This is a genomic window from Roseovarius maritimus (genome assembly GCF_043355895.2).
In the GTDB taxonomy this organism is placed as follows: Bacteria; Pseudomonadota; Alphaproteobacteria; order Rhodobacterales; family Rhodobacteraceae; genus Roseovarius; species Roseovarius maritimus.
On the sequence record NZ_JBHFPF020000002.1, the window covers coordinates 19031 to 33371 of the forward strand.

Annotated in this window: 14 protein-coding genes and 1 tRNA gene; 2 read left to right on the plus strand and 13 right to left on the minus strand. The window is 61.9% G+C overall.

Annotated elements, in window-relative coordinates:
• Positions 1-58: 58 nt before the first annotated feature.
• Together ACEWPM_RS04845 and hemA are read right to left on the minus strand one after the other, a co-directional pair.
• A complete protein-coding gene (locus tag ACEWPM_RS04845) occupies positions 59-1312 on the minus strand; it encodes a helix-turn-helix domain-containing protein (protein ID WP_393963266.1) in 1254 nt (417 codons plus the stop codon).
• Positions 1313-1424: 112 nt separating this feature from the next.
• Positions 1425-2648 (minus strand): 5-aminolevulinate synthase, encoded by a 1224-nt coding sequence (hemA, locus tag ACEWPM_RS04850; RefSeq protein WP_393963286.1) that lies wholly within the window; start codon positions 2646-2648, stop codon positions 1425-1427.
• A 252-nt stretch (positions 2649-2900) separates the two neighbouring features.
• On the opposite strand from hemA, the gene ACEWPM_RS04855 reads away from it, so the two are divergent.
• Positions 2901-4298 (plus strand): M20/M25/M40 family metallo-hydrolase, encoded by a 1398-nt coding sequence (locus ACEWPM_RS04855; protein WP_393963265.1) that lies wholly within the window; start codon positions 2901-2903, stop codon positions 4296-4298.
• A gap of 42 nt (positions 4299-4340) precedes the next feature.
• Here the strand turns inward: ACEWPM_RS04855 and ACEWPM_RS04860 are convergent.
• The 11 genes from ACEWPM_RS04860 to iscR form a co-directional block, all read right to left on the minus strand.
• A tRNA-Arg gene (locus ACEWPM_RS04860) sits at positions 4341-4417 on the minus strand.
• Between the two features lie 67 nt (positions 4418-4484).
• Positions 4485-5705: a cysteine desulfurase gene (locus ACEWPM_RS04865; protein WP_393963264.1), complete on the minus strand. Its 1221-nt coding sequence runs from the start codon at positions 5703-5705 to the stop codon at positions 4485-4487.
• A complete protein-coding gene (locus ACEWPM_RS04870; protein ID WP_393963263.1) occupies positions 5705-6301 on the minus strand; it encodes a Yip1 family protein in 597 nt (198 codons plus the stop codon). The genes ACEWPM_RS04865 and ACEWPM_RS04870 overlap by 1 nt, the downstream gene beginning before the upstream one ends.
• The gene (locus ACEWPM_RS04875) at positions 6298-6783 is read right to left on the minus strand and encodes a YIP1 family protein (protein WP_393963262.1); all 486 of its coding nucleotides are present in this window, start codon (positions 6781-6783) and stop codon (positions 6298-6300) included. Before ACEWPM_RS04875 ends, ACEWPM_RS04870 begins: the two co-directional genes overlap by 4 nt.
• On the minus strand, positions 6783-8069 hold the full coding sequence (locus ACEWPM_RS04880) for a SufB/SufD family protein (RefSeq protein ID WP_393963261.1): 1287 nt from the start codon (positions 8067-8069) through the stop codon (positions 6783-6785). The genes ACEWPM_RS04875 and ACEWPM_RS04880 overlap by 1 nt, the downstream gene beginning before the upstream one ends.
• Positions 8069-8824: a Fe-S cluster assembly ATPase SufC gene (sufC, locus tag ACEWPM_RS04885; protein ID WP_393963260.1), complete on the minus strand. Its 756-nt coding sequence runs from the start codon at positions 8822-8824 to the stop codon at positions 8069-8071. Before sufC ends, ACEWPM_RS04880 begins: the two co-directional genes overlap by 1 nt.
• 36 nt (positions 8825-8860) lie before the next feature.
• Positions 8861-9460: a hypothetical protein gene (locus ACEWPM_RS04890; protein WP_393963259.1), complete on the minus strand. Its 600-nt coding sequence runs from the start codon at positions 9458-9460 to the stop codon at positions 8861-8863.
• Positions 9457-10107, minus strand: coding sequence for an FkbM family methyltransferase (locus ACEWPM_RS04895; RefSeq protein ID WP_393963258.1), 651 nt, complete (start codon positions 10105-10107; stop codon positions 9457-9459). Before ACEWPM_RS04895 ends, ACEWPM_RS04890 begins: the two co-directional genes overlap by 4 nt.
• Positions 10108-10287: 180 nt before the next feature.
• Positions 10288-11838, minus strand: a complete 1551-nt coding sequence (sufB, locus tag ACEWPM_RS04900) for a Fe-S cluster assembly protein SufB (protein ID WP_393963257.1) — start codon at positions 11836-11838, stop codon at positions 10288-10290.
• 23 nt (positions 11839-11861) lie between these two features.
• A complete protein-coding gene (locus tag ACEWPM_RS04905; RefSeq protein ID WP_393963256.1) occupies positions 11862-12914 on the minus strand; it encodes a cysteine desulfurase family protein in 1053 nt (350 codons plus the stop codon).
• A 115-nt stretch (positions 12915-13029) separates the two neighbouring features.
• Positions 13030-13491: a Fe-S cluster assembly transcriptional regulator IscR gene (iscR, locus tag ACEWPM_RS04910; RefSeq protein ID WP_393963255.1), complete on the minus strand. Its 462-nt coding sequence runs from the start codon at positions 13489-13491 to the stop codon at positions 13030-13032.
• 196 nt (positions 13492-13687) lie between these two features.
• Between iscR and ACEWPM_RS04915 the strand changes: the two genes are divergently transcribed.
• Entirely contained in the window at positions 13688-14341 is a 654-nt protein-coding gene (locus tag ACEWPM_RS04915; RefSeq protein ID WP_393963254.1) for an alpha/beta hydrolase, read from the plus strand.

Here is a 14341-nt window from a genome sequence, read left to right on the forward strand (position 1 = left end):
CATGATGTCAGATAGGACGAACGAGGCGCGGCTTCAATCGCCAAGCTGGCAGGGGGCGCTACTCCCCCGCTAGCGGTGCGGGCGGCAGGCTCAACTCTTCGCTCAGTTCGGCGACGTAGCGCTCCAGATCGGAATCCTCCGCGATGTCAGCGACTTCCAGCGTCTCGGTCAGGTCGACAGGCGCCAAGGCCATGCTGGAAGTCACAGCGCCGCGCGGGCCAGCGGGGCCATAATGCTGCCCGGCCACCTTGAAGTAAATCGCGCCCGATTCGCCTATCCGGAGAGTCGGCGGCACTTCAGTCAGCGGCACATCGTAGGTATCGCCGCCATTCATCACGCCCTCGAAGATCACAGTGCCATCGGCCGCGCGTACACGCACCCAAGCGGGGCGCACGGCAACCATCTGCACACCGGTGGGCGCATCGGCCACAACTTGCGGGCTGATGATCGAGGCGATAGCGGCGTCGATGGCGTTCGGCTCGACCTCGGACGGCTCGGCAGAGGCAACCGACACACCGGGCAGCGTGCCGCCCTGCATCGGATCCAGCGTCGAAATAGGACCGTCGCGCGCGACCAGCACGGGCACATCCAGCGCCTCGGGCCGGTAGAGCCGGTCAAGCGTATCGCTTTCGGGTGCGGCGATGCCAGCCCCCGATGCGATATCCTGACCATCGGAATTGTCGGTCTGAGGCGCGCGCCGTTGCACGCCGGCAAGCGGATCAAGGTCGGCCAGCACATCGGGCGTGTTCTCAACAGGGGCGACCTGAACGCGCTGGACCTCGTTCAGAACGCTCCATCCACCATAGCCAATGGCGCCGATCAGCGCGACAAGGACCGCGACCGATCCGATGGCGCCGGGCTCAATCCGGGAGAAGATGCTCTCGCTTGCTGGCACGAAAGGCGTGCTGGGCGCGGTCAGGCGCGCATCGCCCCGGCCCATTGACCGCGGCACGGGCGTATCGCTGCGGCGCACCGACGACGCGGCGGCGGACATACCATGCGCTATGGAAAACCCGCTCTCCGCGCAAAAGGTGGCAAAGGCCCGGTCAGGGTCCATGTTCAGGTAGCGCGCATAGGAGCGCACATAGCCGGGGATGAAACCGGGAGTGTCGAAGGCGTCGGGATTGGCGTTTTCGATGGCGGCGACGTAGCTGGCCTTGATGCGCAGCTCTCTTTCGACATCCAGCAGCGACTTGCCCATGGTGGCCCGTTCGCCGCGCATGAGATCGCCCAGCCGCAAATCGAACGAGTCAAAGCCACGCGGCTCAGTCTCCTCAACCGTGGTCTTTCGCGAAAACCGGCGCAAAATCATGCAAACTGCCCCTCAATGCTCGGAAGCCTTGGATCGAATGTCCCGATTCGACCGTGCCCCTTGTTTTCAGGCAAGTTAGCACACCGCAAGAGGCTTTGCACCTTTTACGCAATCACGCACTCATCTCGGCGCGATTCAGCGCACATTGGCTCCAGAGCGAATCCATTGCGGAAACAAGGTGATCCATCTCTTTCGGGCCATGCACCGGCGAGGGCGTAAAGCGCAACCGCTCGGTCCCGCGGGGCACGGTGGGGAAGTTGATGGGCTGCACGTAAATGCCGTGCTGGTCCAGCAGCATGTCACTGAGTTTCTTGGTATGTTTGGGATCGCCCACGATCACCGGAATGATGTGGCTGCCATGATCGATCAGCGGCAAGCCCAGCCCCTTGAGACGCAGCTTGAGAATCTTGGCTTGCGTCTGATGCCGCTCGCGCAGCGACTGATCACGTTTGAGAAACGCGACACTCGCCGCCGCCCCTGCCGCGACAGCGGGCGCCAGCGACGTGGTAAAAATAAAGCCGGGCGCGTAGCTACGCACCGCGTCGCACATCCGCGCGGAGGCCGCAATATAGCCGCCCATGACGCCGTAAGCCTTGGCTAACGTGCCATTGATAATGTCGATCCTGTGGGCGAGGCGGTCACGCTCGGTCACGCCACCGCCCCGGGGGCCATACATGCCAACCGCGTGAACCTCATCGATATAGGTCAGCGCGCCAAACTCGTCCGCCGCATCGCAGATGGCCTCGATCGGGCCGAAATCGCCGTCCATCGAATAGACGGATTCGAACGCCACCAGCTTGGGCGCGGCAGGATCGTCGGCGGCCATCAGCTCGCGCAGATGCGCCACGTCGTTATGGCGGAAAATCCGCTTGGCCCCGCCATTGCGGCGCACCCCCTCGATCATCGACGCGTGGTTCAGCGCATCTGAATAGATGATCAGCCCCGGAAACAGCTTTGGCAGCGTGCTGAGCGTCGCGTCATTTGCGATATAGGCCGAGGTAAAGAGCAGAGCCGCTTCCTTGCCATGCAGATCGGCCAGCTCGGCCTCCAGCCGCTTGTGATAAACGGTCGTGCCCGAGATGTTGCGCGTGCCGCCGGATCCGGCGCCGGTCGCGTTGATCGCCTCGTGCATCGCGGCCAAAACCTCGGAGTTCTGGCCCATGCCCAGATAATCGTTGCCGCACCAGACGGTGATGTCGCGCTCGGTACCGTCGGGGCGGGTCCATTTCGCGTGGGGGAACTGGCCACGCTGACGCTCGATATCGATGAACGTGCGATAACGTCCTTCTTCGTGCAGACGGCCCAAGGCCTCATCCAGCTTGGCGGTATAGTCGATGGGCTGATCCAAGGGGGATCCTTTCCTGGGTCTTGCCGTGCAGCGTGTGGGCCGTGGCAGGCTGCACCAAAGCGCAGCGCCTGGGGTATGCCACTGATATAGCCACCGGTATTTTGTTGCAACAGGGTACAAAATGCCGCGCTAGATGACGTTGACCCATATCAATAAACTCACCTTTTCCACCTTCCTGCTGGAAAGCGCGACGCACCCTGATAGGCTCGCGCCAATTCCAGTCACGCGAGGTCACAGCCCATGTCCCTGAACGATGTTCTCACCCGTATCGATGCCCAGATGCCGGACGCGACGAACCGCCTGCTGGATTTCCTGCGCATTCCATCGATTTCCACCGACCCCGCCTATGCGGATGCCTGCCAGGATGCGGCCGACTGGCTGGTTGCAGATCTGCAAAGCATTGGCATCAAGGCAGAAAAGCGCATGACGCCCAAGCACCCCATGGTCGTTGGGCATGCGGGTGAGGACGCGCCCGAGGGCGCGCCGCATCTGCTCTTCTACGGTCATTACGACGTGCAGCCGGTTGATCCGCTGCCGCTCTGGACGCGCGATCCATTCGATCCGGCGGTCGAGCAGACGCCCAAGGGCGAGGTCATTCGCGGTCGGGGCACCTCCGATGACAAGGGCCAGCTGATGACATTCGTCGAGGCGTGCCGCGCGTGGAAAGAGGTCAACGGCACCCTGCCCTGCCGCATCACCTTCTTCTTTGAAGGCGAGGAAGAATCAGGCTCGCCCTCGCTGACCCCCTTCATGCAGGAAAACGCCGATGAGCTGCGCGCCGATATCGCGCTGATCTGCGACACTGGCCTTTTCCAGTCGAAAACACCCGCGATTGTCACAATGCTGCGCGGAATGGTCAGTGAAGAGGTAACGATTACAGGTCCTGACAAGGATCTGCATTCCGGGTTCTTCGGCGGTATCGCGGCCAATCCGATCCGGGTGCTGGCCTCTGCCCTTGCGGGGCTGCATGACGAGACGGGCCGCGTCACGCTGCCCGGCTTTTACGACGATATCCCGGACCTCTCGCCCGAGGTTCGGGCTCAATGGGAGGGTCTCGGCTTCGATCACGCGCGCTTTCTTGGCGATGTCGGCCTCAGCCGGCCGGCCGGGGAAGAAGGGCGCATGCCGCTGGAAATGATCTGGTCGCGCCCGACCGCCGAGGTCAACGGCATCTGGGGCGGCTATACCGGCGACGGGTTCAAGACGGTGCTGCCCAGCCAGGCCAGCGCCAAGATCAGCTTTCGCCTTGTCGAAGGACAGGATCCCGACAAGATCAGGGATGCGTTCCGCGCCCACATCCGTGCCGCCCTGCCCGTCGATTGCAGCGCCGAATTCACCGCCCATGGCAATAGCCGCGCGGGCATCATGGACATTTCAGACCCCGCCTTCGAGGCAGCCCGCGCCGCGCTGTCGGATGAATGGCCCGAGGAGGCCGCTTATGTCGGCTGCGGCGGCTCGATCCCCATCGCCGGGCATTTCGGAGAGATCCTCGGGATGACAGCCATGCTGATCGGCTTTGGCAAGGATGACGATGCGATTCACTCGCCGAACGAGAAATACGACATGGAAAGCTTTCACAAAGGCACCCGGAGCTGGGCGCGCATCCTGGACGCCATCACGGCAGCCAAGAAAGGATAACGCCGTCCTGCCAGTGCGTTACGCGACATTATGAAGGTAGAGTGGTGCACCCATCAGGATTCGAACCTGAGGCCTCTGCCTTCGGAGGGCAGCGCTCTATCCAGCTGAGCTATGGGTGCCTGAGCCGGGATATACCTGTGCCGTCCCGCGCCCGCAACGGGTAATTCCCGCGGCAGGCGCGCAGTTTCAGGCAAAGAGATCGTGGCAGAGCTCCAAGGCGTCGATCAACACATCGACTTCGGCTTCGGTGTTGTAGACACCAAAGGACGCCCGGCAGGTCGCGGCCAGCCCCATATGATCCATCAGCGGCGCCGCACAATGCTGGCCCGCGCGCACAGCCACGCCCTTCTTGTCGAGGATGGTCGAGATGTCATGCGCATGGCCCGCGCCATCCATGGTAAAGCTGAAGATCGCGGCCTTGTCCGGCGCATTACCCTGCACCTGAAGCCAGTTCAGCCCACCCAGCCGCTCGGCCGCGTAGTCACGCAAACGGTTCTCATGGGCGGCGATATTCTCCATCCCGAGATCCATCATGTAATTTAGTGCAACACCCAGCCCGATGGTCTGAACAATGCCGGGCGTGCCCGCCTCGAACTTCATCGGCGGGTCGTTATAGATCACGTTCTCCTTCGTCACCTCGCGGATCATGTCGCCGCCGCCGAGGAAGGGTCGCATCTCGGCCATGCGCTCGTTCCGAACGAATATGGCGCCCGAGCCGGACGGGCCATAAAGCTTGTGCCCCGTGATGGCGTAGAAATCGCACCCTAGGTCATCGACATCGACAGGCATGTGCACCGCCGCCTGGCTGCCATCGACCAGAACGGCCACGCCTTTGTCCCGCGCGGCGGCGCAGATGGCTTTCACATCAACCTTGGTGCCCAAGACATTGGAAAGATGAGAAATCGCGACCAGCTTGGTGCGAGGCCCGATGGCATCGATCACTTTTTTCGCGTCCAACGCGCCGTTCACATCCGTATCGACCCACTTCAACACCGCGCCTTGGCGTTCGCGCAGGAAGTGCCAGGGCACGATATTGGCGTGATGCTCCATCACGCTCAGCACTATCTCGTCACCCGGCTCGAACCGGGGCATGGCCCAGCCATAGGCGACCATGTTGATCCCCTCGGTCGTCCCGGAATTCAGAACGATCTGCCGCTCATCTGAAACACCCAGGAAACGCGCGATAATGCCGCGAACTCCCTCGTATTTCTCGGTCGCGAGATTACTGAGGTAATGGAGGCCCCTGTGGACATTCGCATATTCCTGCGAATAGGCGGTATTGATCGCGTCGATCACCACCTGCGGCTTTTGTGCCGACGCCCCGTTGTCGAGATAGACCAGCGGCTTGCCATTCACCTCGCGCGACAGGATCGGAAAATCACCGCGCAGCTTTTCAATATCGAGCATCACGCCCCTCCCATGACCAGCGCGCCCAGCAGGCCGAGTATGATCGACATGCCAACGAGCATCCCGACAAATCCAAGAACAATGACGCCTGCCGCCTTGAAAACGTTACCGAATTCATGCGCCCTATCGACGAAGACCACGAGAATGACAAGACCCCAGATCGAGGCAACGACCACCAGGATCAACCCCGCCAGAGGCAGCGCCAGCATCAGCACGACCAAGGCAATCTGCACCGCTAGGCGCAGCAGTTGCATCCACGCTATCAGCGCCAGTATCTGGGGCATGTGCCCCGTGCCGCCCATCGCGCGCCCGACCCATGTCAGCGTCAGCACCGTCAGGATTAGTGCGCCCAAAAGGAAAAGAGTAAACAGCATGGGCGATTGCAGAGCCGCAGGCATCATTGGCGCCGTCGCCGTCTCTTGCGGATCGCCCATCTGCAGGACCAGAGAATAGACGATGCCGTTCAGCACGCCCATCAATCCCAGCGCCATCCACAGCCAATCACGCGGCAGGTCCATCGACAGAATGCGGTCCGCCGCCGCGCGCGGCGCGGTCAGGGTCTGGCGGAAAAGATCGATCACAAGTGCCGCAGTCATGCCGTGCCCCATTCCGCCTCGCGCAGCCCGGATATCCAGAACATCGCGAAGGCGATAAACCATACAAACCCGACCGCCGTATGTCCCGCCCCCGACCCGACAAACCCGGCCACAAGCCCGTGCAGCAATACCAGCGGGCTGGCCGCCAATAGCGCCCAGAAAAGCGCCATGCGCGCGCCGAACCCCGTCCCGTCCCCGCCTAACAACTTGGCGATCCAATGGCTTGTCAGAGCGATGAGATAAAGGATCAAGGGCGCGATAAAGGCCCAAGCCAGCAGTGCGCCCCCCAAAAGCGGATTCAACTCCTGCCCGGTCAGGTAGGCCTCACGCGCAAGGCGCGGCCATTGCGCAACGAACATCACGATGCAACCCGCCATCAGGATCGCCAGCGCGCGATCTTCGCGCTGGCCCATCTCCAGAAGGCGCCGCATCACGGCCCGCGGGCCGCGATATGTGGCCACGATGTCGCGCGTGACCGCCATCAGCCGCGCCGGCGCTCCAACCAGCCTTCCAGCAAGGTCTTGATCTCGTCCTGAAGCGCCTCGTCAGCGATCTCGTCCACCGCCTCGGCCAGGAAGGCCAACGTCAGCAGGTCCGTCGCAATGGCCTTGGGCACGCCGCGCGCGCGCAGGTAGTACAATGCATCTTCGTCGATCGCCCCCGAGGTCGAGCCGTGCGAGCAAATGACGTCATCGGCATAAATCTCAAGCTCGGGCTTGGCGAGAAACTGGCTGTCCTCATCGAGCAGAAGCGACTGGCTGATCTGATAGCCATCGGTCTTTTGCGCGCCTTCCTTGACCAGGATCTTGCCTTGGAACACGCCTGTCGCACCATTACGCAGCACCTTCTTGAAAACCTGCCGGCTCTCACAGCGCAGTGCGTCATGGGTCACGAATACGGTGTCGTCGTCGTGAAAATCCCCATCGCCCATCGAGGCGCCCGCGACATGCGCAGTCGCATCGTCGCCAAGCAACTCGATCACGCATTCATTGCGCGTCAACGCGCCATTCGCCGTCATGGTGAAGGATTTGAACACGCTCTCGGTGCCCAGCCGCGCGAACAGATGCGTCGCCGCCCGCCGCTCGTGATCACGACCCTGAGTGCGCACATGGTGGAAGGTGGCGCCATCGGCAATCTCTACCTCCAGCACGTCGTTGAAGCGCGCCGCAGCCGGTCCGTTTTCGAGCAGCGTCATCTCGGCGTTTGCATCCAGCTTGATGACATGGTGCAGCATCGCGTCAGATGTATCTGAATTGTGGCGATAAATCAGATTCACGGGCTTGGACACCCTGCCGGTGACATGGATCAGCACGCCATCGGTGGCCGCAGCGGTGTTCAGTGTCGCCAATGGTCGCTCGACGGGGGACTGGCCCCGCGCCTCCAGCACGCCGTAAAGGTCGCGCGCCCAGTGGATATCGGCCTTGCCTGCATCAGCGAGACGCTCGATCGAGAGGCCCTCGGCCGTCAGATCATCGCTTGCGCTCGCGTCAAAGATGCCGTCGACAAAGACAATCCTGATCCGATCCGTATCGCCGAAAATCTCGCGCTCGTCCGGATGAAATGCCTCCGCCCTAGGCGCTTCGGCCTGGGTCAGCGTATCGGGGCGCGTGAATTTCCAGTACTCGTCGCGCCGCTGCGGCAGACCCATTGCGCGGACGCGTCCCAACGCATCCTTGCGCGCGCCAGTGATCCAGCCGCCCTCATCGGGCAGCGTCAGCGCGGCAAGCCGCGCGTCGGTTGCGGTCTGTTTCGGATTGGAAAGGGCCATTACGCCACCTCCGCCAGGATGTCCGCATAGCCGTTCTTTTCGACTTCCTGCGCCAGTTCGGGACCGCCTGTCTTGATGATGCGGCCATCGGACATGATGTGCACCACGTCAGGTTTGATGTGGTCCAGAAGGCGCTGATAATGTGTGATCACTAGGAAACCGCGCCCTTCGCTGCGCAGCGCGTTGACGCCATCGGCCACCAGCTTCATCGCGTCCACATCAAGGCCGGAATCCGTCTCGTCGAGGATGCACATCTTAGGCTCAAGCAGGGCCATCTGCAGGATTTCATTACGTTTCTTCTCACCGCCGGAAAAGCCGACATTGACCGGACGCTTCAGCATCTCGGCGTCGATCTTCAACTCCTTGGCCTTGGCGCGGATCAGCTTGAGGAAATCAGCCGCGCTCATCTCATCCTCGCCGCGCGCCTTGCGCTGAGCGTTAAGGGCGGTGCGCATGAAGGTCATATTGCCCACGCCGGGGATTTCGACCGGATATTGGAATGCCAGGAAAAGACCTGCCGCCGCGCGCTCTTCGGGCTCCATGCCAAGAATGTCCTGACCTTCCAGCGTCGCCGTGCCCTCGGTCACCTCATAGCCGTCACGGCCCGACAGCACATAGCTCAGCGTCGACTTGCCCGAGCCGTTGGGCCCCATGATCGCATGCACCTTGCCCGCCTCGACGGTCAGGTCCACACCCTTGAGGATGGTCTTGTCTTCTTCTTCAAGATCGACATGCAGGTTCTTGATCTCAAGCATCTTTTTGTCCTTTCAACTCTGTTCAATCGTGGCCCGTCAGGGCCGCATCATCATCTTGACTATCGGCAGCAGGCGATGCGGCGGTACTGCCATCGGGGTAACCGAGAATTCGGCCATGCGGCCGATGAGACGCGGCGCGCCCAGAAACTCCTCGATCGCGTGATAGCCGGTGCGACGCTTGTAATCATCAACCAGCATCGTTACCGGTCTGGCTGTGCAGAACGCCGTCGCCATGGCGCAGCCGAGGCGAAAGCGGCCGTCGACCAGCACGACGTCGGGCTGCACGAAATCCCCGCGCTGCCAGACCGACAGCGGATACTCGGGGTAATGCCGCCAACCCGTATCATCCACGGGCCGGCCCCACTCGCCGGTTGGACCCACATCAAACCAAATGACGTCAACCCCCGTGCCCGCGACCGGCGGGTTCTGCGCCAGCCAACCCTGCATCATCCCGGCCCAGGCCTTGTCGCTTTCGACCGAGAAAACCCGCTTGCCCGGCAGCTCCGAGGCCAACACCGTCGAGCCGCCGCTGCCGTATTCGAGGATCACATCGGCCGCCTCATAGGCTTCAGTCAAGCGTGCCGCCTCTGCGTCGGGCATGGTTAATTCGGGGCGGTGGATAAGCATCTCTGTCATGCCGCATCCCCCGGAGTAAGGATGTAGTTGCAGTTCTTGCGACTATGGCGGATTGCCTTGGTTACCTCGTAAGCATTGTGATCACACCAAGCCGCAAAAGTATCCGCATTCTCCTCATCCACCTCCACCAACAAGACTGGCCGGTGCGATGCGATTGTCTTGGCAAGACCTGAAAGCACTTTCATTTCCATGCCTTCCACGTCGATCTTGATCAGGTCAGGATCCTCACCCTCGAGCAGGTCGTCGCCTGCATGCACCTCAAGACTGCCTTTGCCAGCGAACATCTTAGTAGCGCCCAAGTTGCGATCATGCCGCTTCATGCCGAAGCCCGTGGCCGACCCGTCGGAAAGCCCGACCCCCAGAAGATCAAGCGTGATCACATTCTCCAGCCGGTTCACCAAGACATTTGCCACGAGCGGTGCAAGCGCCAGAGGATTGGGCTCAATCACGACAACCCGCGCCGCCTGCATTCGCGTGGCGAAGAACATCGCGTGATTCCCAATATTGGCACCTATATCAATGATATGCGCTCCGCTCTTCACATGATCTTGCAACGCCTTGAGCTCTTCTTCTTCAAAGAACACGCCCGCACGCCAAGCATTCTGGATTGGATCGCGCACCATGTTCAGGCAAACGCTGAGACCCATGCCCGGCGCGTGGATAACTTCGAAGGGCGGAAAAGCGACGGGCACGCCGGCGGCCAACGCATCACGCGCAGCCGAGACGTCGAAATACGTCTCGTCCGTCAGTTCGGGGAGAGGCAGCATGACATCACTCATCATGCCGCTCCGCCGAGGCGCGATATGTCCGCCGACCCGCACAAAGTCTTACCCGACCGAACCTTCGAGCGAGATCGCGACCAGCTGCTGTGCTTCCATGGCAAACTCCATTGGCAGCGCCTGCAGCACGTCGCGGCAGAAACCGTTGACCACAAGGGCCACCGCCTCTTCCTCGTCCATGCCGCGTTGGCGGCAATAGAACATCTGATCGTCATCCACCTTGGACGTCGTCGCCTCATGCTCGACCCGGCTCGAGTTGTTCTTGACCTCGATATAAGGCACCGTATGAGCGCCGCATTTGTCGCCAATCAGCAAGCTGTCGCATTGCGTATAGTTGCGCGATTCCTTGGCCTTGGGGTGCATACTTACCAAGCCGCGATAGGTATTTTGCGCCTTGCCGGCGCTGATGCCTTTCGAGACGATACGCGACTTGGTGCGCTTGCCCAGATGGATCATCTTGGTGCCCGTATCGGCCTGCTGCATATTGTTGGCAATGGCGATCGAGTAGAACTCGCCCTGGCTGTCATCGCCGCGCAGGATGCAGCTGGGGTATTTCCACGTCACGGCGGAGCCGGTCTCGACCTGCGTCCACATCACCTTGGCCCGGTCGCCTCGGCAATCGGCGCGCTTGGTCACAAAGTTGTAAATGCCGCCCTTGCCGTTCTCGTCGCCCGGATACCAGTTCTGAACGGTCGAGTATTTCACCTCGGCATCTTCCTCGACAATGATCTCGACGACAGCCGCGTGCAGCTGGCTCTCATCGCGCTGGGGCGCCGTGCAGCCCTCGAGGTAGCTGACATAGCTGCCCTTGTCGGCGATGATCAGCGTGCGCTCGAACTGGCCGGTATTCTCGGCATTGATGCGGAAATAGGTGCTCAGCTCCATCGGGCAGCGCACGCCGGGCGGCACATAGACGAAGGAGCCGTCCGAGAAGACCGCCGAGTTGAGCGTCGCGTAGAAATTATCATTCACCGGCACCACGCTGCCGAGATACTTCTTCACCAACTCCGGATGCTCACGGATCGCCTCCGAGATCGAGCAGAAGATCACTCCCGCCTCACGCAGCTCTTTCTGAAAAGTGGTGCCGACCGACACGGAATCGAACACCGCGTCCACGGCCACCTTGCGCGCCTCGGCAGGCATCTCGCCTGCGCCCTCGACACCGGCCAGAATCTCCTGCTCCTTCAGCGGGATGCCCAGCTTGGAGTAGGTCGCTAGCAGCTTCGGGTCGACCTCGTCGAGCGATTTTGGCTTGACCATCATCGACTTGGGGCGCGCATAGTAATACTGGTCCTGAAAGTCGATTTCAGGGTAATCCACCATCGCCCAGTTCGGCTCTTTCTTGGTCAGCCAAGTCTTGTAGGCGTCAAGGCGCCAGTCGGTCATCCACTCGGGCTCTTCGTTCTTTTCCGAAATGAGTCGCACGATATCGGGCGTCAGGCCCTTGGGCGCGTATTCCATCTCAATATCGGTCGACCAGCCATGTTTGTAGGCGCCGCCAACCTCACGAACGCGATCGACCGTGTCCTGATCGACGCCTTCCTTGGCCACATCCTTGTGAGCCATCGTCTCGTTCGGTGCATCATCAAGTGCCGTCATGTCTTTGTCTCCCCGTCTCAGTCTCAATGCGCGCCCATCCGGGCGCCGTGTCTGTTCAAGTGCTTCAACCAAACCTCGGCAAAGCGCAAAACCTCGTCTTCCGTCGTCTGAGGCCCAAGCGAGACCCGAATCGCGCAGGCCGCTTCCGCCTCGTCATAGCCCATGGCCCGCAACACCGCGCTGGCACGGACCTTCCCGCTTGAGCAGGCCGAGCCTGCTGAAACCGCAAATCCCGCCAGATCCATCGCCATCACCTGTGTCTCGCCCTTCCAGCCGGGCGTCAGGATGCAGGATGTGTTTGGCAGACGTTCAAGCTCTTTCCCGACAAAAATAGTCTTATTTCCAGAAGCTGCAATGGTCTTTTCTAGAATGTTTCTAAGTTTCTCGACCCGAGCCCAGGTACCATTCGCCAGATCGACCGCCGCCGCCTCCGCAGCGGCGCCGAATCCCGCGATGCCGATGATGTTTTCTGTTCCCGACCGGCGGCCCATCTCCTGCCCGCCACCCTTGATCTGGGCGGGCACATCCGTGCCGCGCCGAACCACCAACGCACCGATACCCTTCGGCCCGCCCAGTTTATGCGCCGAGATCAGCGCCATCTGCGCGCCGCTCCAGTTGAAGGCCAGTGGGACCTTCCCAAAGGCCTGCGTCAAATCACTGACGGCCAACCCCTCCGGCAGCACCTGCAGGACCCCTGTCTCGGAATTGGCCAGCTGCAGGGCGCTCTTGGCGGGATCCGGCACGTCCACCGCTCCCTCGGGCGACACCCGAAGAGCGTCATCGGTCCAGGCCGCGACCGCCTCATGCTCGATCGGCGCGGCGCTCAGCCCTCGTCCGGCGCAGGCCAACGCCGCCGCCTCGGTCGCGCCCGAGGTGAAAATCACGTCAGCCCCGTCCGCCCCCAGCGCGGCCGCTACCTGGGCCCGCGCCCGCTCGACCAGCGCTTTCGCGGCGCGGCCCTCGGAATGCACGCTCGACGGGTTGCCGACCACATCCATCGCGGCGGTCATCGCCTCCCGCGCCTCGCTCCTCAGAGGCGCCGTGGCGTTGTAGTCAAGGTAGACTCGCCCCTTCATCGCACCCAGCCTTCATCTTGGCAAAAATACTCGCGCCGCAGGCAGCCGCATTCGCGCCGGGCGAATGCGCGTGGCGGCGCCAAAGGCGACGCAAAACCATGGGCACGTGCCGTCATCAATCCTCATCCACCACGTTGAAAAGCGATGGCACCGCAGGGCATGGGGCCAGCGAGTTCTCCACCACATCGCTCAGCCGGGTCTGGTGCAGATAGACATAGACCTGCGCGCTCAGCCCTTCCCAGAGCCGGTTGGTCATGGATTGCGCCCGGCTGCCTGAGGCACCGCCCGACGCGCCGGCGCCCTTGTGCATCGCGTCCACGGTCTCGTCCACTGCGGCCAGGATCTCGGACACCCGGATTTCGGAGGTAGGCCGGGCGAGGCGATACCCGCCGCCGGGGCCGCGCACGGAGGTCACCAGATCGGCGCGGCGCAGCTTGACAAAAAGCTGCTCCAGATAGGGCAGCGAGATACTCTGACGGCGCGACACCTCGCCCAGCGTCACCAGCGAACCCTCGGGCTGCAAGGCGATATCCGACAGCGCGACCATGGCATAGCGCCCCTTGGTACTGAGTTTCACGGCTGCGTCCTTCCCCGCTCGGCTTGCGAATAGATTGACCTTGCGCGCAGGGGCGCTTATCACGCGCCAAGCCCGTCTGGTCCGGCCACGCGCATCAGCGCGACGGGCCGTCATTTTAGAATTGTTCTAAGGCGCAGAGGCACCCCCGTCAACGGGCATCGCCGCGCCCCCGGAACAGCGCAGCAAGGAACGCTGAATGCCCGAGGTTATCTTTCCCGGCCCCGAGGGCCGCCTTGAAGGCCGTTATCATCCGCAAAAGGAAAAGGATGCGCCTATCGCCATCGTCCTGCATCCGCATCCGCAATTCGGCGGCACGATGAACAACAAGGTGGTCTATAACCTGCACTATGCCTTCTACAAGATGGGCTTTACCGTGCTGCGCTTCAACTTTCGCGGTGTGGGGCGCTCTCAGGGTGAATACGATCAGGGCGTGGGCGAGCTTTCGGATGCCGCCTCGGCGCTCGACTACCTGCAAAGCATGAATGCCAATTCCAAGCATTGCTGGGTTGCGGGTTTCTCCTTCGGCGCGTGGATCGGCATGCAGCTTTTGATGCGTCGCCCTGAGATAACAGGCTTCATCAGCGTCTCACCCCCGGCAAACATGTATGACTTCTCGTTCCTCGCGCCCTGCCCGTCCTCGGGGCTGATCATCAACGGCGCGGCGGACCGCGTCGCGCCGCCCGCAGACACGACCGCGCTGGTGAACAAGCTGCACGATCAGCAGGGCATCACCGTGCAGCACGAGGAAGTCGAGGGCGCCGGGCATTTCTTCGAGGATCCGTATATGGACCCGATGATCGAGACGGTCACCAGCTACGTGAAACGCCGCCTGACAGAAGGCACGCGCTAA